The sequence below is a fragment of the Novosphingobium sp. UBA6272 genome, assembly GCF_002440635.1.
Lineage (GTDB): Bacteria > Pseudomonadota > Alphaproteobacteria > Sphingomonadales > Sphingomonadaceae > Novosphingobium.
Genome location: NZ_DJUW01000002.1, coordinates 1 through 18,485, shown reverse-complemented (window position 1 = coordinate 18,485; position 18,485 = coordinate 1). Strand labels below are relative to the sequence as shown.

General features: G+C 64.1%; 17 protein-coding genes and 1 pseudogene. 8 read left to right on the top strand and 10 right to left on the bottom strand.

What is annotated here, in order from left to right:
• Positions 1–25 precede the first annotated feature (25 nt).
• The 3 genes from B2V17_RS00715 to B2V17_RS00705 form a co-directional block, all read right to left on the bottom strand.
• A complete protein-coding gene (locus tag B2V17_RS00715) occupies positions 26–559 on the bottom strand; it encodes an ExbD/TolR family protein (RefSeq protein WP_292994156.1) in 534 nt (177 codons plus the stop codon).
• Positions 560–665: 106 nt separating this feature from the next.
• Complete coding sequence (locus B2V17_RS00710; RefSeq protein ID WP_292994154.1) at positions 666–1,424, bottom strand: MotA/TolQ/ExbB proton channel family protein; 759 nt, start codon at positions 1,422–1,424, stop codon at positions 666–668.
• Between the two features lie 80 nt (positions 1,425–1,504).
• A complete protein-coding gene (locus B2V17_RS00705) occupies positions 1,505–2,167 on the bottom strand; it encodes an energy transducer TonB (RefSeq protein ID WP_292994152.1) in 663 nt (220 codons plus the stop codon).
• Between the two features lie 360 nt (positions 2,168–2,527).
• Between B2V17_RS00705 and B2V17_RS00700 the strand changes: the two genes are divergently transcribed.
• Both B2V17_RS00700 and B2V17_RS00695 read left to right on the top strand, forming a co-directional pair.
• The gene (locus B2V17_RS00700; protein ID WP_292994150.1) at positions 2,528–3,376 is read left to right on the top strand and encodes a hypothetical protein; all 849 of its coding nucleotides are present in this window, start codon (positions 2,528–2,530) and stop codon (positions 3,374–3,376) included.
• A gap of 63 nt (positions 3,377–3,439) precedes the next feature.
• Entirely contained in the window at positions 3,440–4,741 is a 1,302-nt protein-coding gene (locus B2V17_RS00695; protein WP_292994148.1) for a homoserine dehydrogenase, read from the top strand.
• Here B2V17_RS00695 and B2V17_RS00690 read toward each other — a convergent pair.
• The gene (locus B2V17_RS00690; protein ID WP_292994146.1) at positions 4,738–5,166 is read right to left on the bottom strand and encodes a hypothetical protein; all 429 of its coding nucleotides are present in this window, start codon (positions 5,164–5,166) and stop codon (positions 4,738–4,740) included. The two genes, B2V17_RS00695 and B2V17_RS00690, sit on opposite strands and share 4 nt — an antisense overlap.
• 138 nt (positions 5,167–5,304) lie before the next feature.
• On the opposite strand from B2V17_RS00690, the gene glpX reads away from it, so the two are divergent.
• The 5 genes from glpX to B2V17_RS00665 all read left to right on the top strand — a co-directional run bounded on the left by glpX (position 5,305) and on the right by B2V17_RS00665 (position 12,699).
• Entirely contained in the window at positions 5,305–6,291 is a 987-nt protein-coding gene (gene glpX / locus B2V17_RS00685; RefSeq protein WP_292994144.1) for a class II fructose-bisphosphatase, read from the top strand.
• Between the two features lie 214 nt (positions 6,292–6,505).
• Positions 6,506–7,444 carry a ribose-phosphate pyrophosphokinase gene (locus tag B2V17_RS00680; RefSeq protein ID WP_292994142.1) on the top strand — a complete coding sequence of 313 codons (939 nt, stop codon included), beginning with the start codon at positions 6,506–6,508 and terminating at the stop codon, positions 7,442–7,444.
• Entirely contained in the window at positions 7,444–8,226 is a 783-nt protein-coding gene (locus B2V17_RS00675; RefSeq protein WP_292994140.1) for an inositol monophosphatase family protein, read from the top strand. Before B2V17_RS00680 ends, B2V17_RS00675 begins: the two co-directional genes overlap by 1 nt.
• A 182-nt stretch (positions 8,227–8,408) precedes the next feature.
• Complete coding sequence (locus tag B2V17_RS00670) at positions 8,409–10,814, top strand: TonB-dependent receptor (protein ID WP_292994138.1); 2,406 nt, start codon at positions 8,409–8,411, stop codon at positions 10,812–10,814.
• A 148-nt stretch (positions 10,815–10,962) separates the two neighbouring features.
• Entirely contained in the window at positions 10,963–12,699 is a 1,737-nt protein-coding gene (locus B2V17_RS00665; protein WP_292994136.1) for a DEAD/DEAH box helicase, read from the top strand.
• Positions 12,700–12,880: 181 nt separating this feature from the next.
• Here the strand turns inward: B2V17_RS00665 and B2V17_RS00660 are convergent, their stop codons facing one another.
• From B2V17_RS00660 to B2V17_RS00635, 6 genes are all read right to left on the bottom strand, one after another.
• Complete coding sequence (locus B2V17_RS00660; protein ID WP_292994134.1) at positions 12,881–14,044, bottom strand: hypothetical protein; 1,164 nt, start codon at positions 14,042–14,044, stop codon at positions 12,881–12,883.
• 78 nt (positions 14,045–14,122) lie between these two features.
• Positions 14,123–14,587 (bottom strand): GreA/GreB family elongation factor, encoded by a 465-nt coding sequence (locus tag B2V17_RS00655; RefSeq protein WP_292994132.1) that lies wholly within the window; start codon positions 14,585–14,587, stop codon positions 14,123–14,125.
• Positions 14,584–16,170, bottom strand: coding sequence for a GMC family oxidoreductase (locus B2V17_RS00650; protein ID WP_292994130.1), 1,587 nt, complete (start codon positions 16,168–16,170; stop codon positions 14,584–14,586). Before B2V17_RS00650 ends, B2V17_RS00655 begins: the two co-directional genes overlap by 4 nt.
• Positions 16,171–16,228: 58 nt before the next feature.
• On the bottom strand, positions 16,229–17,125 hold the full coding sequence (locus B2V17_RS00645; RefSeq protein WP_292994128.1) for a sterol desaturase family protein: 897 nt from the start codon (positions 17,123–17,125) through the stop codon (positions 16,229–16,231).
• Positions 17,118–17,531 (bottom strand): hypothetical protein, encoded by a 414-nt coding sequence (locus tag B2V17_RS00640; RefSeq protein WP_292994126.1) that lies wholly within the window; start codon positions 17,529–17,531, stop codon positions 17,118–17,120. Before B2V17_RS00640 ends, B2V17_RS00645 begins: the two co-directional genes overlap by 8 nt.
• A gap of 4 nt (positions 17,532–17,535) precedes the next feature.
• Entirely contained in the window at positions 17,536–17,967 is a 432-nt protein-coding gene (locus B2V17_RS00635) for a TIGR01244 family sulfur transferase (RefSeq protein WP_292994124.1), read from the bottom strand.
• 301 nt (positions 17,968–18,268) lie between these two features.
• Here B2V17_RS00635 and B2V17_RS00630 point away from each other — a divergent pair.
• Positions 18,269–18,485: pseudogene (locus B2V17_RS00630) on the top strand (cold-shock protein); the annotation flags it as partial.

The window sequence follows — 18,485 nt, the reverse complement described above, 5'->3', positions numbered from 1 at the left end:
GAATAGTTTCGCGTCGACCCGGAGGTCAGCCGTTCGGATCGACCGGGGTCGAGATAAAGCCGACAGTCGGGTAACCGGCGAGCTGAACGTTGTAGATCGCACCGGCCACGCAGCGCCATGGGGCAGCTACGTCGCCACGGATGTGGACCTGCGGGATCAGTTCGGGGTTGTCGCGGAGTGCTTCCGGACCACCGGCACGCTTAACGATCGCGTCAAGGCGCTTGTAGGCCAGCTTCTGCAGCTCGGTCGAATCCACCGGGGTGATGTTGTTGAAGTAGATCCGGCATTCACCACCCAGCGAGGCACCCTCGAAGCCCGGGTCGCCCGCACTGCGCCCACCAGCATCGGTCGTGCTGACGGTAAGCAGGAGGTTTTCGACCTTGTCCTTCGATTCCTGTGAAACGAGCACGGGAATCTTGAGCTTCTGGATCGTCTGGATGGCAACCGGGACTGCGATGAGGAAGATGATCAGGAGCACCAGCATCACGTCCACAAGGGGCGTGGTGTTGATGTCCGACATCGGTTTTTCCTGACCGCCGCCTCCCATCGAAATCGCCATGGGCTAATTCCTATCTTTTCAATTCTGCGGACTGGACAAAACGGGTTTGACTGGCCCGCCTAGGAACCGGCGCCGGGCAGTGCCCGGACGCCGGCCTGGCGTTATCTTAGGCCTTGGCAGCCGGAGCGGCAGCAGCGGGCTTGGCTGCCGGTGCAGCAGCGACGGCCGGCTTGACGGCGCCCTTCGAGCTGATGTTCGCGAGAACATCGGTCGAGAAACCGGTCAGAAGTTCGGCAATCCGCTTGTTGCGAGCCTGGAGGTAGTTGTAGGCGAGCACGGCCGGAACCGCGACGAGCAGACCCAGCGCGGTCATGATCAGAGCTTCACCGACCGGACCCGCAACCTTGTCGATCGAGGCCGAACCGGCGATGCCGATCGCGATCAGCGCGCGGTAGATGCCGACCACGGTCCCAAACAGACCGATGAACGGCGAGGTCGCACCGACGGTGGCGAGGAACGGCAGGCCGCCGGCGAGGCGGGCGTTGATCGAGTTTTCCGAACGGGCCAGCGAACCATGCAGCCAGTCGTGGGCTTCGGTCTGGTCGCTCATCTTGGCTGCGGCTTCTTCAGCCGACAGGCCGTCGTCGACGATCTGGCGCCAGGCGCTGTTCTTGTCGAGCTTTGCGGCGCCTTCCTTGAGGGTGGCTGCGCGCCAGAAATTGCCACGCATGGCCTTGTACTGTCCGAGGATCTTGTTCTGCTCGATCCATTTGGTGATCAGGATGAAGAACGAGCCGAACGACATGATGCCCAGAATGATAACCGTGGCATAGGCGATGAAACCGCCCTGCTCGAGCGCTTCGGCGAAACCGAACTTGTTCTGCGGTGCCGCGTTGGCTGCGGCGTTGAGAAGTTCAAAAACCATGCGATAGTCCTCTCAAGAGAAATTAGTTGAAACGTTTTGACCCCGATTTTGCCGCCGGGGCCGATAACCCAATTTGCGAATTATTCCTTCGGAATGACCCAGCGAACGCGTGCCGAGAAACTGCCGGAAGTGGGATTGCCTTCCCCGTCAGTAGCCGGGTTGAAGCGCGCACGCCGCCGAAGGTTGGAGCAGGTCGCCTCATCGAGGTCGGGCGATCCGCTGGAGCTTGTGATCGAGCAATCGGTGACCCTGCCATCCGGGCCAATCGACAGCCGGTACCCAGTCACGCCTTCACGCTCCTCGCGCAGGGCGCGGGTCGGATAGTCGTTCGTGGTTACCCAGTTGCCCGACGCACCCTTGGGCGAAGCAGCCTTAGGCGTGAACTTGGGCGGTGGCGGCGGAGGCGCGGCCACGGGCGCCGGGGGTGCGACGTAGACTGGTGGCGGCGGTTGCGGCGTCACCGTCTGCACAGTCTCGACCGGAGGCGAGACGTTGCTCACGTTGATCTTCGGCGGCGGAGCCACGATCGGAGGCGCAGCAGCCATCTTCTTGGGCGGCGGCGGCGGCTCCTTCTTGGGCTCGTCCTTCTTGATGTCTACGGTCGTAACCTTTTTGACCACCTGTTTGAGCCCTTCATAGGCCAGGCCGGTAACCAGCGCATAGCCAAGGGCCAGGTGCAAAAGGGCAACGACGACAAAGGCGGCAATCTTGTTGCCACTAACTTCTTGGTCAGCGTAAGCCATTCTGACGCATCACTCCTAAAACAGTCCCTCCGGGCCGAGGCCCGGACCCGACGCCTCACGCAAGCGAGAATCGCAAGCGCCAGACGGCCAGATTGTTAATTTCCACCCTGCGGGTCAATCAGGAAACCGAGCGGGCGCCCGACGTCCGCATGGCCGGATTGTGAGCCGTTGTTGTTTTTTGGCCCGTAATTCCGTGTGCTTTAACCGCCGTTTCCGCCACGCGCAACGCTTTATCGGCCATCCAGCCGGTTAACCAAGGATTCACCTGTGTTAAGATGGAAGGGACGGGAAAGTCCCTGAATCCCGCGCTCCTATGGCCTTGCAGGCCAGCGGCAAAGCGCTCAAACATAGGCCATGCCAATGACCCGCATTAGCTTTCGTTCTGCCGTTACCGTCACGCTGGCTTGTCTGGCGGCCACCCCAGCGCTCGGCGATTCGCGGCCTTTGCCGCCGCCGCCCTCGGCAATCCTGACCTATGCCGACCTTGCCGATTTGGCGGACCAGGTCCCGTTGGTGATTCGCGCCCAGCCCCGCAAGGTGGTTCCGGTCGAGCCCGAGCGGGCCCGCGGATTGCGCCCTGGCTGGGGGCGTTTTTATGTCGAGGCCAAAACCGAAGGGGTGATTGCTGGAACCCAGCCGCTGGGGCCGGTGCTGCGTTACCTGGTCGACCTGCCGCTTGATGCCAAGGGCAAGCCGGTGCCGTTCAAGAAGAAGAGCGCAGTGCTGTTCGCGCGAACGGTGCCGGCCAGGCCGGGCGAGTTACAACTGGTGGCGCCGGACGCTCAGCTGTTGTGGGATCCGGCGCTCGACCTGCGGCTCCGGGCCGTGCTCAAGGAGCTATATGCACCCAGAGCGCCAAACAAGGTGACCGGCGTGCGCGAGGCTATCCACGTCGGCGGCGACTTGGCTGGAGAAGGTGAGACGCAGCTGTTCCTGTCGACCGCAAGCGGCGAGCCTGCGGCCGTTACTGTTGCCCGCAAGCCGGGAGAAGCGCCGCGCTGGTCGGTTTCGTTTTCCGAAGTCGTATCGAGCGATGCCGCGCCGCCAGCGCGGGATTCGCTGGGCTGGTACCGCCTGGCCTGCTTCCTTCCCGGACAACTGCCAAGCGGTGCCAATATCTCGACCGCAGCGGCCGATCGGGCAGCAGCAGTGCGCGACTATCGCTTTGTGATCGAGCAGCTCGGACCCTGCCCGCGCAGCCGGAAATAGCGGTTTTCGGGCTTGCCGCCCAACACCGGCCCGCCTAAGGCCCGGCCCCTGAAAGGGGCGAAAATGGCCGAACCGCTGAAGATTGCGCTTGCCGGATTGGGAACCGTCGGGGTCGGGGTGATCCGGCTGGTCGAGGCCAATGCCCAGTTGATTGCCCGGCGCGCCGGTCGGCCGATCCAGATTACCGTTGTTTCCGCGCGTGACCGCAACAAGGCCCGCGGCGTCGATCTGTCCGGCTATGCCTGGGAAGACGACATGGTGATCCTGGGTGAGCGCGACGATGTCGACGTGGTGGTCGAAATGGTCGGCGGATCCGATGGTCCGGCGCTGGCGCTGGCCCGGACCACGATCGAAGCCGGCAAGGCGCTGGTTACCGCCAACAAGGCGATGATTGCGCATCACGGGCTGGAACTGGCGAGCAAGGCCGAAGCCCAGAAGGTCGCGCTCAAGTTCGAGGCTGCCGTGGCCGGCGGCATCCCGGTGATCAAGGGTCTGCGCGAAGGCGCGGCCGCGAACGAGATCGAGCGGGTCTATGGTATACTCAACGGAACCTGCAATTTCATCCTGACGGTGATGGAAGATACCGGCCGCGACTTCGCCGACGTCCTTGCCGAGGCCCAGGCAAAGGGCTTTGCGGAAGCCGATCCGGCCTTTGACATCGAAGGCACGGACGCCGCGCACAAGCTCTCGATCCTGGCCGCTATATCGTTCGGCTCAAAGATCGACTTCGCCGCGGTCGACACCGCCGGGATCAGCCGGCTGCGCGCCGCCGATATCGCCCAGGCCAGCGCGCTCGGCTATGTCATCCGCCTGATCGGCATGGCCGAGACCGAAGGACTGAACGGAGCCAAGGCGCTGTTCCAGCGGGTTCAGCCGCACCTTGTCCCGGTCGATCACCCGCTCGCCCATGTCGATGGTGCAACCAATGCAGTGGTCGCCGAGGGCAATTTCTCGGGCCGGCTGCTGTTCCAGGGTGCCGGGGCCGGCGACGGGCCGACTGCCAGCGCAGTAGTTGCCGACCTGATCGACATCGCCCGGGGCGAGCTGAGCAATCCCTTCTCGATGCCGGTCGGCGAGCTTGAGGCGCTGGGTCCGGCCGAGACCGGCCACCGCCTGAGCCGGGCCTATGTCCGCTTCATGGTCGCGGACCGCCCGGGCGTGCTGGCAGAGATCACTGCTGCGCTGCGCGATGCGGGGGTTTCGATCGAAAGCCTGATCCAGAAGGGCCGCGCGGGCGATGCGGTGATGGTCGCGATGGTGACGCACGAAGGGCCGGAAAGCGCCGTTGCCCGGGCGGTCGAACTGCTTGAAGGCTCCGAGAGCCTGACTGAACCGCCACTGGTGCTGCAGATTCTGGGCGATTAAGGCGCTTCCATCTCGCCCTTGGCAATCTTGTCGGCATCCGACCCGGGCGGCGCTTCGGGCAACTTGGTGACGTCGATATAATAGACCGGCGGCGGGACCGATCCGAAGTGCGGGCATTCCTTGCAATAGCCCTTGTCGAACTGCGGCGCGCGCGGCACCCCGCCGTCCAGCGCGCGGCGCCCCTCCATCGTGTTGGGATCGGGATCGCTGCGTCCAACCTGCTGGTCCTCGCCGCGATCGCGGCAAACCACGATTTCATCGCTGCCCGGCTTGGGCCGACAGCGCAGCCGCGGATCGGGCACGCCGTAAAGCTGCTTGGCGGTCTCGATCCGTTGCTCGACCTGGCGATCGACAGCATCGGGATCGGCCTGGGCCCAAGCCGCATCCGGCAGGATCAGCAACAGTCCCAGCGCCAGGCTTCGCACGCGCCACTCCCCTTCCGCACAGTGCTGCGGCAAGGACGGCCCTTGCGCTTAATCCCCCCTGAACGCCAGACCCTCGACAGCGGCGACCTGCGCGTCTAAGCGCCGCCCCATACCTATGCAGCAGAGAGAATTGCCCCGATGACCATGCCTACCACGCCCGCTTCCAAGGTGCTCGACCGCGTCCTGGTGCTCGAAATGGTCCGGGTGACGGAAGCGGCGGCGATCGGGGCGTCGAAGCTGGTCGGGCGGGGCGATGAAAAGGCCGCCGATGCTGCCGCGGTCGAGGCGATGCGAGCTGCGCTCAACGAGCTGGCGATGGACGGAACCGTGGTAATCGGCGAGGGTGAGCGCGACGAGGCGCCGATGCTGTTCATCGGCGAAAAGGTCGGCTCGGCGCAGGGCACCGGGCCAAAGATCGACATTGCGCTCGATCCGCTCGAAGGGACCACGATCACCGCCAAGGCCGGGCCCAATGCCCTGGCCGTGCTGGCAGTGGCCGAGGAAGGCAACCTGCTCAACGCACCCGACGTCTATATGGACAAGCTGGCGGTCGGGCCGGGCTATCCCGAGGGCATCATCGATCTGGCCAAGAGCCCGACCAAGAACGTCAAGGCTGTCGCCGCCGCCAAGGGGGTCGATCCCAGCGATATCATCGTCTGCGTGCTCGACCGGCCGCGCCACGCTGAACTGATCGCCGAACTGCGCGGGCTGGGCTGCGGTGTGGTGCTGATCGGTGACGGCGACGTCGCCGGGGTGATCGCGGTGACCAATCCCGAAACGACCATTGACCTCTACATGGGCTCGGGCGGCGCTCCCGAAGGCGTGCTGGCGGCAGCCGCGCTGCGCTGCGTCGGCGGGCAATTCAACGGCCGGCTGCTGTTCCGCAACGACGATGAACGTGCCCGCGCCCGCAAATGGGGGATCGAGGACCTCCACAAGATCTACACCCGCGACGAACTGGCCAAGGGCGACTGCATCTTTGCCGCCACCGGAGTGACCGACGGTTCGCTGCTCAAGGGCGTCAAGCGGCTCAAGGACGGCCTGATCACGACCCATTCGGTGGTGATGCGCGCCAGCTCCGGCACGGTCCGCTGGGTTGCCGGCGAGCACCGCAACAAGAGCTGAGACAATTATCAAGCCTTGCAACACCGGCCCGCTCCCCCGGCCCAACCACCCACAGGTTATCCTCATCGGGTGGTTGGGCCGGGGGAGCGGGCCGGTGTTGCATACTAGGCATATACGCTGATCCACATCCTTTAACGTCGCCCCCTGTTGCAATCCCGCCTGCCATTGGCCAAGGGCCGCGAAAGGCTGATTCTTGCGGGGAAGGGCGATCCAAATGAAGATCCTGGCCGGAAATTCCAATCTGCCGCTGGCGCGGGCGATTGCGGGTTATCTCGAACTGCCGCTTACCCACGCCGATGTGCGGCGCTTTGCCGATGACGAAGTCTTCGTCGAGATCCACGAGAACGTGCGCGGCGAAGACGTCTTCGTAATTCAATCGACCTCCGCTCCGGCCAACGACAACCTGCTGGAATTGCTGATCTGCATCGATGCGCTGCGCCGCGCTTCGGCCGCGCGGATCACTGCTGTCACGCCCTATTTCGGCTATGCCCGGCAAGATCGCAAACCGGGACCGCGTACCCCGATCTCGGCCAAGCTGGTCGCCAACCTGATCACCACTGCCGGGGCCGACCGGGTGCTCGCGGTCGATCTCCACGCCGGGCAGATCCAGGGTTTCTTCGATATCCCGACCGACAACCTCTATGCCGCGCCGGTGATGGCGGCGGACATCATGCAGCGGACCGGCGGCGACAACCTGATGGTCGTTTCGCCCGACGTTGGCGGGGTGGTTCGCGCCCGGGCCCTGTCCAAGCGGGTGGGCAATGCCCCGCTCTCGATCGTCGACAAGCGCCGCGACAAGCCGGGTTCGTCCGAAGTGATGAACATCATCGGCGATGTGAAGGGCTGGGACTGCATCCTGATCGACGACATCATCGATTCGGGCGGCACCCTGTGCAATGCGGCGGGGGCCTTGATGGAGGCTGGCGCCAACAGCGTCACCGCCTACCTGACCCACGGGGTCCTATCCGGCACCGCCGTAGAGCGGGTCAACGGCTCTGCGCTCAAGGAACTGGTGATCACCGATTCGATCCAGCCGAGCGAGCAGGCTCTCGCCCCCGGCAGCAAGATCCGTGTCCTCTCGATCGCACCGCTGGTCGGCGAAGCGATCCATCGCATTGCCGAGGAAAGCTCGGTCTCGAGCCTGTTCGACTGATGAAACTCGACGCGGAGATCGCCCTGGCCCATAGCTTGGCCGATGCAGCGCGCGAAGCGATCCGGCCACTGTTCCGCACCCCGGTATCGAGTGAACGCAAGAGTGACCGGACCCACGTGACCAAAGCGGACCGCGCTGCCGAAGAAGCGATGCGGCGGCTGATCAAGTCGGAGTTCCCGCGCGACGCGATCCACGGCGAGGAATTCGGCGCGGAGACTGGCACATCGGGCCGGACCTGGGTGCTCGATCCGATCGACGGGACTACTGCCTTCATGGCCGGCCGGCCGATCTTCGGCACGCTGATCGCCCTAGTGACCGAAGGCTGGCCGGTGCTTGGCGTGATCGATCAGGCAATCCTGAGTGAGCGCTGGCTGGGGGTGACCGGGAAGCCGACCACGCTCAATGGCCAGCCGGTCCGCACCAGGCCCTGCCGCGAGCTGGCCGATGCGGCGCTCGCCACCACCGGGCCGCACTATTTCGACGATCATGACGGCGAGCACTTCATGGGCCTTGCCGCCAAGACCGATCACAAGCGGATGGTGATGGGCGGCGATTGTTACAACTACGCGATGCTCGCTTCGGGGCATCTCGACGTGGTCTGCGAAGCCAATCTCAAACTGCACGACTGGGCTGCGCTGGTTCCGGTGGTCGAAGGGGCCGGCGGGACCATGGCCGACTGGAACGGCGAGCCGCTCCATGCTGCCAGCAGCGGACACGTTCTGGCGCTGGGTGATCCGGCCCGGCTGGAAGATGTGGTCGAGGCGCTAGCGTGCCATCACTAAACCAATTTTCCGACTTGGAATCCGGTCCGAATCCGGTGTGGCCAAAGCGTTACACCGCTTGTTAATTCGCCCCGCCTAGGGGCGGTCCGGGCTTGCCGAGAATGGTCCAAAAGTCCAGCTAGCGCCCAGTTGCCGCGCCCCAATCGGCGGGCATCGAACCAAAACAAGTCCTAGGAGGAAACATGCACCGCTCCGCGATCACCAAGTTCGGATTCCGGATCCACCTGCTGGCCGGCATCGCCGCCGTTTCGCTCGCCGCACCGGCGATGGCTCAAGATGCCGCGGAAGAAGAAATCATCGGCAACGAAATCGTCGTCACCGCCACCAAGCGCAACGAAACGATCCAGGACGTGCCGTTCTCGATCAACGCGCAGACTGCCGATGCGATGCGCAAGAACGGGTCGACCAACCTTGAAGACCTGTCGCGCAACGTCGCTGGCCTGACCGTGCAGAACCTCGGACCGGGACAGAGCCAGGTCTCAATCCGCGGCGTCTCGGCCGGTCAGATCGTTCGCGACCAACCCGGCGTGAAGGAGCAGGTTGGCGTCTACCTTGATGAATCGGTGATTTCGCTGTCGCTGTTCACCCCCGATTTTGACCTGTTCGACCTCGACCGCGTCGAAACCCTGCGCGGGCCGCAGGGCACACTGTTCGGCTCGGGTTCGGTCGGCGGCACCGTCCGCTACATCACCAAGCAGCCGACCAGCGACCGGACCGAAGGGGCGATCGAGGGCAACGTCAACGTCCTCGAAGGGGGTGACCTGGGCTACTCGGTCAAGGGCGCGATCAACCTGCCGCTGAGCGACAAGATGGCGCTGCGCGTGGTCGGTTATGGCGAGCATTTCGGCGGCTTCATCGACGCGATCGGCCCGGCTGCGGGTGAAAACATCAATGACGGTCGCCGCTGGGGCTTCCGCGCTACGCTGCGCTGGGAGCCGGCCGAAGGCATGGTCATCACCCCGCGCATCATTCACCAGAACGTGCGCGTCAACGGCTTCAACCGTCAGGAAAAGTACAACCTCTATTACAACACCCTGATCAGCCCGACCCAGATCTTCCCCGAGCGGACCCAGTACCTCAAGCTGCGCGAAGGCTTTGAAGACAGTACCACGCTGTTCGATCTGACCGGCAACTTCGAACTTACCGACAACTTCCAGTTGACCTGGGTCTCGAGCTATATCGACCGCGACATTCTGGTCAGCCGTGATGCATCGGCCTTGACCGGTTCGGTTTCGGTTTCGCCGTTCATCGGGCTTGGGATCAACCCCTCGGTGGTCAATCTGCCTTCGAACCTCAAGGACACCACCGGGCTGCAGCAGTGGACCCAGGAAATCCGGATTGGTTCGACCGGCAATGCGCCCTTCCAGTGGGTGATCGGCGGGTTCTATTCGAACGTCAACCGCACCTATGCCCAGCGGCTTCCAACCCCCGGTTACGACGCCTTTGTCGATGCCGCGCTGGGTGCCGGCACCTCGACCGCAGTCGCCAACGGCTTCCCGCTCAATTCGCCCTACAACGCCGATCTGCCCTACGACATTGAGCAGTTCGCCCTGTTTGGTGAAGCCAGCATCCGGGTCGGTGGTTTCAAATTTACCGCCGGTGGCCGCTACTATGATTTCAGTGAAACGCGTGACTTCATTTCGGGCGGGATCTTCTCCAACAGCGATACCTTCCGGGGTGACAAGACCAGCTCGGACGGTTTCAGCCCGCGCCTGATCGCCAGCTTTGATGTCAACGAAAACGTGACGATCAACGCCCAGGCTTCGAAGGGCTTCCGCCTTGGCGGGGTTAATGATCCGCTCAATGCGGGTCTCTGCACTCCGGCTGACCTGGCGCTGTTTGGCGGCTTCCAGGACTACGAAGACGAAACGCTGTGGAACTATGAAGTGGGTGTGAAGGCCCAGGGCGGGATCTTCACTTTCAACGCGGCTGGCTTCTACAACGATATCCGCAACCTCCAGGTCACGCTGGACGCGGGCAGCTGCTCGTCGCGTATCTCGTTCAACGTGCCCAAGGCCCACTCGACCGGCGTCGAAGCCGAAATCGGGCTGCGCCCTGCTCCGGGTCTTGAATTCAGCCTGGCAGGCAGTGTGATCGATTCGCAGTTCGACACCACCCTGCCGGGGCCGCTTGCGGCCGCGACCGGGATCCGCGACGGCAACCGCCTTCCGACCGTGCCCAAGTTCCAGATTGCCGGGACCGCTTCGTACACGACCACCGTGTCCGACGGGCTTGACTGGAACCTTACCGGCAGCTTCCAGCATGTTGGCAATCGCTTCACCCAGCCGGCCGATCAGGAAGCTGGTGCTGGTACCTTCACCAACTCGGTCTGGTACAATTCGGTATCCAATACGGCTGGCACCGGAGCCTACAACTTCGGATCCTACCTGCTGCCGAGCTACAACCTGGTCAACCTGTCGACCGGGCTGGAATGGGACAACGGCTTGTCGCTGACGGTCTATGTCACCAACCTGTTCGACGAAAACCCGCTGCTCTCGCTCGATCGTGAGCGCGGCGGCCGGGCACGGCTGGGCTACAACATCGGCAGCCCGCGCAAGATCGGGATGACCGTCCGCAAGAGCTTCTGATCGGTCCACCGATCGGCAAGTGACAAGGGGCCGGGGCGCAAACAGCGCTTCGGCCCTTTGCAGTTGCAGGGTGGCAATGGCCCAGATCAGGGCCCGTGCAAAACAATACAAGCCAAACGCCCCCTTATCCTCTAGGGGGCAGCGCATCATGTCCTTTCCCGATGTAACCCCGCTTCTCTCCGAAGCGCTCGCCGCGCATGGCTATACTGCGCTGACCCCCGTCCAGGCCCAGGTGCTCGAACATGAAGCGCGGGGCCGCGATCTGGTGGTTTCGGCGCAGACCGGGTCGGGCAAGACTGTCGCCTTTGGTCTCGCGATTGCCGACGAGCTGCTGGCCGAAGGCAAGCTGCCCCAGCCCGGCGCGCCACTTGCGCTGGTAATCGCGCCGACCCGTGAGCTCGCCCTGCAGGTCAGCCGCGAGCTGATCTGGCTCTATGCCAAGGCCGGGGCGCGGATCGCCAGCTGCGTCGGCGGGATGGACCCCAGCAAGGAGCGCCGCGCGCTCAGCCACGGCGCGCATATCGTGGTCGGCACCCCCGGCCGCTTGCGCGATCACCTCGAACGCGGCGCGCTCGACTTGTCGACAATGCGCGCGGTGGTGCTCGATGAGGCCGACGAAATGCTCGACATGGGCTTTCGCGAAGACCTTGAGGAAATCCTCGACGCCACCCCGCAGACCCGCCGCACGCTGCTGTTTTCGGCGACCATGCCCAAGCCGATCGTCGCGCTTGCGCGGCGTTACCAGCGCGATGCGCTGCGGATCTCGACCGTGGGCGAGGATCGCGGCCACGGCGATATCGCATATCAGGCGGTCACGGTCGCCCCGGCCCAGATCGAACACGCGGTGATCAACCTGCTGCGCTTTCACGAGGCAGAAACCGCTATGCTGTTCTGCGCCACGCGCGACAATGTCCGGCACCTCCACGCCGCACTGATCGAACGCGGGTTCGCTGCGGTCGCGCTGTCGGGCGAGCACAGCCAGAGCGAGCGCAACAATGCGCTGCAGGCGCTGCGCGATCGCCGCGCGCGCGTTTGCGTGGCCACCGATGTTGCTGCACGCGGGATCGACTTGCCGACGCTCAGCCTGGTGATCCACGTCGAAATCCCGCGCGATGCCGAAGCGCTCCAGCACCGCTCAGGCCGGACGGGCCGCGCCGGCAAAAAGGGCACCGCGGTAATCGTGGTTCCCTATCCGCGCCGCAAGCGGGTCGAATCGATGCTGCGCGGCGCGCGGATCGAGGCCGAATGGCGCGAAGCCCCCACGCCCGACGATATCCGCCGCAATGACCGCGAACGCCTGATCACCGCGTTGCTCGCGCCGGCCGAATTCGACGAGGAAGACCGCGAACTGGCCCAACGCCTGCTCGCCGAACGCAGCCCGGAAGATATCGCCGCCGCCCTCGTTCGCGCCCACCGCGCCGCGATGCCCGCGCCCGAAGAACTGATCCCCGGCACCCACGAAGCCCAGCGCGCCGCGCAAGTCGAGCGCCATCGCCCCGGCTTCGACGACGTGGTCTGGTTCCGCATGGACGTCGGCCGCCGCCAGAACGCCGACGCGCGCTGGATCCTGCCGCTGCTCTGCCGCCGCGGCCACATCACCCGCAACGAAGTCGGCGCGATCCGGATCGGCCAGCAGGAAACCCACTTCCAGGTCCCCACTGCCGCCGCCCGCAAATTCGCCGACGCGGTGAAGCGCACCGCCGGTGTGGAAGGCGACGATGAAAGCGGGATCACCATCGAACAGAGCCTGGCCCCGCCGCAGCACGGCGCCCCGCACAGAGCCCGCGGCGGCCCACCCCCCAAGCCGCATCGTGGGCAGGGTGGTTCTGGGGCCAAGGGGCCAAGGACTTTTCACAAGGGCAAGCCCAAGGGGCCGAGGCCCTAACTCCAGATCCTCCCCCACCGGGGGAGGGGAACCGCAAAGCGGTGGAGGGGGGCGAACAAGCAAGCGCGCGGCAGCGCGCAGCCGCTACCGCGGCTTTCCTGTCTCCACCCCCCTCCGTCTCGCTACGCGATCCACCTCCCCCAGAGGGGGAGTATCTGGTTGGAACACACTCCTCATCCCGTCACCCCGGGCTTGACCCGGGGCTAGGCTTTTCTTCGTGCCGCGAACGCCGCTTAAGAATGCGCGATTTTGCTTCAGCTCTTTCTAATTCAAGTTCTCCGGGCAGTTTCGGGATTTCCATCCAGAATTCTGGCTGCATTTCTAGCCGCTTGGGCGGCGCGAACGGATCGGACAATGAGTGGTCTGCTAGATCAACGTCGAAAAGGGCCGGGCGCATTCCGTCAAGGGCGATCGACAGAAGTCCGCGAACGCCTTCGTATGATGCATATGCGTCCCTCTCCGATGGGTGTTTGCCCTCGTGAGATAGACTATTTCGAGCCTTTCTCGCCTTGCCCAGAGCACCAAACGTTTCCGCAGGTATAACTCCCTTCTGATACAACAGTTCAAGGCGGGCTGACACGGTCCACGTACGCGTATCGTTCAGCTGATTTCGGCGGGCCGTACTCGGGTTGTCTTTGAGCGTCGGTTCCACGACCTCGCGGGCCCAGAGACCTGAAACGAGCTGCTCGGTAACTATCCAAAGATTGGCGAGTGCAGCACCCCAATCTCGTCGGGCCAGGCCTGTGCCCCCCTTCAAAAGATATTCGCCCTGAAGGGTCGGCAGCAAATTCAGGACTTCCAGGCCTGACTTCATCGCATTTTGAAGTGTTGCAAAGGCAATGGTTCGCGGTCGAAAGAGCGTGATCGCCTCAATTGCGCTCGCTTTGCCATACCTGATTTGCTCATGGAAACGATTGGACGCTGCAAGCCCGTATCTGTGGCTACGCACATATTTCCAGTCGATGATCGAACCTAAATCGAGTCCATCGGGGGTCACTGCTTCACAGTAGACGCCCCCAATCAAAAGCGCAGCCAAACAGCGATTGAAAAAGGCAACCGCACTTTGGTCTGACCTCAATTGATCTATTGGCGGGAGTGCTAGGGCGCCGTCGCGTGTTACGACGAGATGGTATGGTGAATTGAGGCCGACCTCAAGGCCTCCTGCCATTTCGTGAAGGGCAGAATAATCCCAGGATTGACCATTTATGTCGGCGATCGTCGCGTTCCAAGGCGCCAAGGTTTCAGCCTCGACCATACGAAACGGATTCAGGTACGCGATTAGGCACGGCACGCGGCGCTTGGCTAAGTCATTTCCAGCAGCTTCAGTCTGTCCTATCTCGTCCATCTTTGTAGCTTATCCGAAAAGCTATTCTTTAGCGACCACCCACAGTCTGAATGTTGGTTGCGCAACACTACATTAGCCTTACTGCAGACCACCAACCCCCACCACCTCAACCGCCCCTTCTTTTCCGCCAAAATCGAGCAAATCCCCCACCTCGGCCCCCATCACCGCGCGGGCCAGCGGGGCGGTGAAGGCCAGTTTGCCCGCGGCAGGATCGGCCTCGTCATGCCCGACCAGCTCAATCACGCGCTTCTTGCCGCCCATCAGCATCTCAACCCGGCTGCCGAAACCGACCACGCCATCAGTCCGCGCCTCCTTCAGCTCAGCTGTCGCCAGCCGGGTGCGCCAATAGCGCAGGTCGCGCAGGTGTTTCTTGCGCGGCTCTTCTTCGGCGATCGCGGGGAGTGCGGCTTCCAGCTCGGCGACTTTCGCTTCGAGCAGGGCCAGTCCCCGCGCAGTCACCAGGTTCGGGCCGGGCGGGATTGGCAGTTCGAACTTCGGTTCGAGATGTCCCTCGTCGCTCTCGCGGCGGAAGGCGACGCTCATTGGAGGGCTGCGGAAACGAACTCACCCGCGCGCTCGCCGATCATGATGCTGGGGGCGTTGGTGTTGCCCGAGACCAGGCGCGGCATGATGCTGGCGTCGGCGACCCACAACCCGTCGATCCCGCGCGCTTTCAGCCTGGGGTCGACCACGCTGGCCTCATCACCGCCCATCCGGCAGGTGCCGACCGGGTGATAGATCGTGTCGGACACTTCGCGGATCCGGGCTTCCAGCGCCGCATCGTCGTGCCAGTCGATCGGGTTGCGTTCTTTCGCGCCAAGCTCTGACAACGGCGGGGTTTCGGCGATCCGGAACATCAGCCGGGCCGCATCGCGCAGCAGGTGGAGGTCGCGCTCGTCGGAGAGGAAGTTGGGATTGATCGCCGGGGCGGCGGCCGGATCGGCTGACTTCAGCTTCACCCAGCCGCGGCTTTCGGGGCGCAGCACGCAGGCGTGGAGCGAGAAGCCGTGCTCCTTAAGCTTGTCGCGCCCGTGGTTCTGCACGATCGCGCGGATGAAGTGGTACTGCACGTCGGGCGCGGGGGCATCGGGGCGGATCGTCACGAAGCCGCCGCTCTCGGCGAAATTGGTGGTGAGCATGCCCGTACGCTTGAGGCGGTGTTCGACAAAAGCGGCGGCGACCTTCATCAGCCCGCGCAAGGAACCGCCGAACAGGCTGAGGTCATCAAGCTCATAGCCGACCAGGTAATCGCAGTGGTCCTGCAGATCAGCACCAACCGCGGCCTTGTCGAGTTGCACATCGATCCCGTGCTCCTGCAGATGCGCACCCGGGCCCACACCTGACAGCATCAGGATCTGCGGACTGCCGAAGGCCCCGGCCGACAGCACCACGCCGCCACTGGCCTTGATCACTTCGCGCTTGTTGCCGAAGCGCACCGCGACGCCGGTGGCGCGACCCTGCTCGATCACGATCTTCTCAACCAGCGCGCCGGTCCGCACGCTGAGGTTGGGCTTGCCCGCCAAGGGATCGATAAAGGCCCGCGCCGCCGACCAGCGTTCGCCCTTGTACTGGGTCACCTGGTAGAGCCCGAAGCCGTCTTGCCGAGCGCCGTTGAAGTCGGCGTTGAGCGGTAATTGCAGCCGGCTCGCGGCATCGACAAAGGCCTGGCCGACCGGGCTGGGGGCGATCTGATCGGAGACGTGGAGCGGTCCGCCTGCGCCATGATAGCCATCGGCCCCACGCTGGTTGTCCTCCTGGCGGCAGAACACCGGCAGCACCTCGTCCCAGCCCCAGCCGGTGCAGCCGAGCGCCGCCCAGTTGTCATAGTCCCACGCGTTGCCGCGGATATAGACCATGCCGTTGATCGCGCTCGACCCGCCCATCCCGCGTCCGCGCGGTTGGTAGCCGGTCCGGCCGTTCAGCCCCGCCATCGGTTCGGTGTCATAGGCCCAGTTGCTGGCCTTGGGCGCGAAGCTCAAGAGGCCCGGGGTGCGGATTGGCAGGCCGGTGTTGGCCCCGCCGGCTTCGAGCAGGCAGACCTTGAGCTTGCCGTCAGCCGTCAGCCGGGCCGCCGCCGCGCTGCCTGCGCTGCCGCCGCCAATCACCACCACATCGAACTGATCCATCTACCCGACTCCGTAACACTTCGGGCGGGATTAAGCGCGCGCTTAAACCGGTGCAATCCTATTCCGCAGGAGCCTCTCCATGCCGCGCAAGCCAGCGCTCACGGATCGTCTCCGATGTGTCGCGGCTGCCGTCATGACTCCAGCCGGGCGGGCGCCAGACATAGCCGAATTTGGAGCCCCAGGGCGCGTTCCAGACGTCCTTGGCGATCCCGATCCATTCGTGGAAGGCGACCCACAGCAGGTTGAAACTGCCCAGCTGCTTGACGATCCCGTAATGGATGCGCTCGTTGTCCAGTTCGGGCTGAAAGGTCCCGAACAGCTTGTCCCAGACGATGAAGACTCCGGCATAATTGCGGTCGAGATAGAGCGGGTTGGTGGCGTGGTGGACGCGGTGGTGGCTGGGGGTGTTCATCACCGCTTCGAACCAGCGCGGGAACTTGTCGATCGCCTCGGTGTGGAACCAGAACTGGTAGATCAGGTTGATCCCGCCGCAGAACAGGATCATCGCCGGGTGGAAGCCGATCAGGACCAGCGGCAGGCGAAAGATGAAGCCCAGAGCAATGGTGCCAGTCCAGGTCTGGCGCAGAGCGGTCGACAGGTTGTAGTGCTGGCTGGAATGGTGGTTGACGTGGCTGGCCCACATCCAGCGCACCCGGTGGGCGAAGCGGTGGAACCAGTAATAGGCCATGTCGTCGAGCACGAAGCACAAAGCCCAGGCCCACCATTGCCAGCCGATCTCGACCAGCCGGAACTGATAGAGCCAGACGGTCAGCGAGGCGATCAGGCCGGCGGTCAGCAATCCAGCGGCAGTGCTGCCGGTGCCCATGGCCAACGATATCAATGTGTCGCGCGGTTCGTACTTTTCCGGCGCGCGCCGCTTGGCCCAGATCATCTCGATCAGGATCAGCACGATGAAGCCGGGCACCGCGTAGGTTACGGGATTGAAATCAGGCACGGTTCTGGCTCCCGATATGGCGCAGGCTGCTGGCCCAGACCTGTGCCTTGTCACCGAGATCAAGGGTGACCTGGCCGAATGTGCCTTCGCCGGTTCCGATGGTCAGGAAATTCCGATCCAACCGCGCGAAGGCGTGGCTATCGAGCAGGCGCGAGGCAAAATGCGCACCGTGGCGCCGCAACAGCATCATCCGTCCCTCTCTGTCGCGGAGCAGCGCCCCGATCCCGGCACGGTCCAGCGCGCAGTCGACCGCGTCAAACCCATAGATTGCCTGGTCCGCCAGATTTCGGGCCTCAGCCTCGTCGCGGATCCGGACATCGCCGCCCAGGCCCATCTTCCAGCAGATCAGGGCGATCACCAGGATCGCGACAACTGAACCAGCCAGCTGAATTAGCGCATCGACCACGGCGTCAGTCCCGCCGGGCCGCCAGCATGTCGAGCAGGGCGCGGATCGGACCAAGGTCATAGCCAGCCGCTGCGGCAGCTTCCGAAAGTTCGGCCGGGCTTGCGCCTTCGCTGGCTCGGGCCAAAGCCCATAGCAGAGTGGAGCGCGTACCCGAGCGACAATAGGCCAGGATCGGAGATCTGGTCGAGGCCAGCGCTGCGGCCATGGCCTTGACCTGGGATTCAGAAAAGCCGGCGTGGGTGACCGGAATGGCGACATAGTCCATCCCGGCTGCGCGGGCCGCTGCCGCGATTTCATCGCCCGGAACCTGATCGTCACTTTCGCCTTCGGGGCGATTGTTGATGATCAGCCCAACGCCCAGCCGGGCCGCCTCGGCGACTTCGTCCAGACCGATCTGCGGGCTGGCGTAAACTTGCTGCGACAACTGACGGAACATGCCCCGGGTCCTCCCGCTCTGCGCTGTGCCAAGGCTTGTGAGGACTGGCAAGCTTGGCGCGCCATGACGCAGCAATGCAATGCCATTTCGGCAGTTGGTGATGCATTCTTACGTGCAGAAATGTCACACTGCGGCGCGGGGCGACGCGTTCCCGTGATTCGATTCGCCATGGCGATTCAATTCGGCTATGTGGAAAAGTGCAGAGGAGAGAGCCTGACGGTTGTTCGCCCTGTCGCCCGGTGCGATTCGTCCGCGCCATCGGGGGTCTAGAGTGGGGCGAAACGAAGGTACGACTAGGTTTATGGGTTTTGACAGAGGGCGCCGCGGACGCGGGCGCGACAAGCGGGACGGTTTCGGAGAAGACAGTTTCGATCCATTCGCCGGCAGCAGCGGTGACCGCTTCGGCGGCGGCGGTGGCGACCGCGGCGGTTTCGGCGGCGGTTCGCGCGGCGGTTACGGCGGTGGCGGTGATCGTGGCGGTTTCGGCGGAGGTGATCGCGGCGGCTTCGGCGGCGGCG

What these genes read in the sequence shown, in the direction of transcription:
- B2V17_RS00680 (WP_292994142.1), top strand. Translation starts at nt 6,506, where the DNA reads ATGAAGATCCTGGCCGGAAATTCCAATCTGCCGCTGGCGCGGGCGATT.
- B2V17_RS00675 (WP_292994140.1), top strand. Translation starts at nt 7,444, where the DNA reads ATGAAACTCGACGCGGAGATCGCCCTGGCCCATAGCTTGGCCGATGCA.
- glpX (WP_292994144.1), top strand. Translation starts at nt 5,305, where the DNA reads ATGACCATGCCTACCACGCCCGCTTCCAAGGTGCTCGACCGCGTCCTG.
- B2V17_RS00705 (WP_292994152.1), bottom strand. Translation starts at nt 2,167, where the DNA reads ATGGCTTACGCTGACCAAGAAGTTAGTGGCAACAAGATTGCCGCCTTT.
- B2V17_RS00665 (WP_292994136.1), top strand. Translation starts at nt 10,963, where the DNA reads ATGTCCTTTCCCGATGTAACCCCGCTTCTCTCCGAAGCGCTCGCCGCG.
- B2V17_RS00635 (WP_292994124.1), bottom strand. Translation starts at nt 17,967, where the DNA reads ATGTTCCGTCAGTTGTCGCAGCAAGTTTACGCCAGCCCGCAGATCGGT.
- B2V17_RS00670 (WP_292994138.1), top strand. Translation starts at nt 8,409, where the DNA reads ATGCACCGCTCCGCGATCACCAAGTTCGGATTCCGGATCCACCTGCTG.
- B2V17_RS00660 (WP_292994134.1), bottom strand. Translation starts at nt 14,044, where the DNA reads ATGGACGAGATAGGACAGACTGAAGCTGCTGGAAATGACTTAGCCAAG.
- B2V17_RS00710 (WP_292994154.1), bottom strand. Translation starts at nt 1,424, where the DNA reads ATGGTTTTTGAACTTCTCAACGCCGCAGCCAACGCGGCACCGCAGAAC.
- B2V17_RS00715 (WP_292994156.1), bottom strand. Translation starts at nt 559, where the DNA reads ATGGCGATTTCGATGGGAGGCGGCGGTCAGGAAAAACCGATGTCGGAC.
- B2V17_RS00695 (WP_292994148.1), top strand. Translation starts at nt 3,440, where the DNA reads ATGGCCGAACCGCTGAAGATTGCGCTTGCCGGATTGGGAACCGTCGGG.
- B2V17_RS00655 (WP_292994132.1), bottom strand. Translation starts at nt 14,587, where the DNA reads ATGAGCGTCGCCTTCCGCCGCGAGAGCGACGAGGGACATCTCGAACCG.
- B2V17_RS00650 (WP_292994130.1), bottom strand. Translation starts at nt 16,170, where the DNA reads ATGGATCAGTTCGATGTGGTGGTGATTGGCGGCGGCAGCGCAGGCAGC.
- B2V17_RS00700 (WP_292994150.1), top strand. Translation starts at nt 2,528, where the DNA reads ATGACCCGCATTAGCTTTCGTTCTGCCGTTACCGTCACGCTGGCTTGT.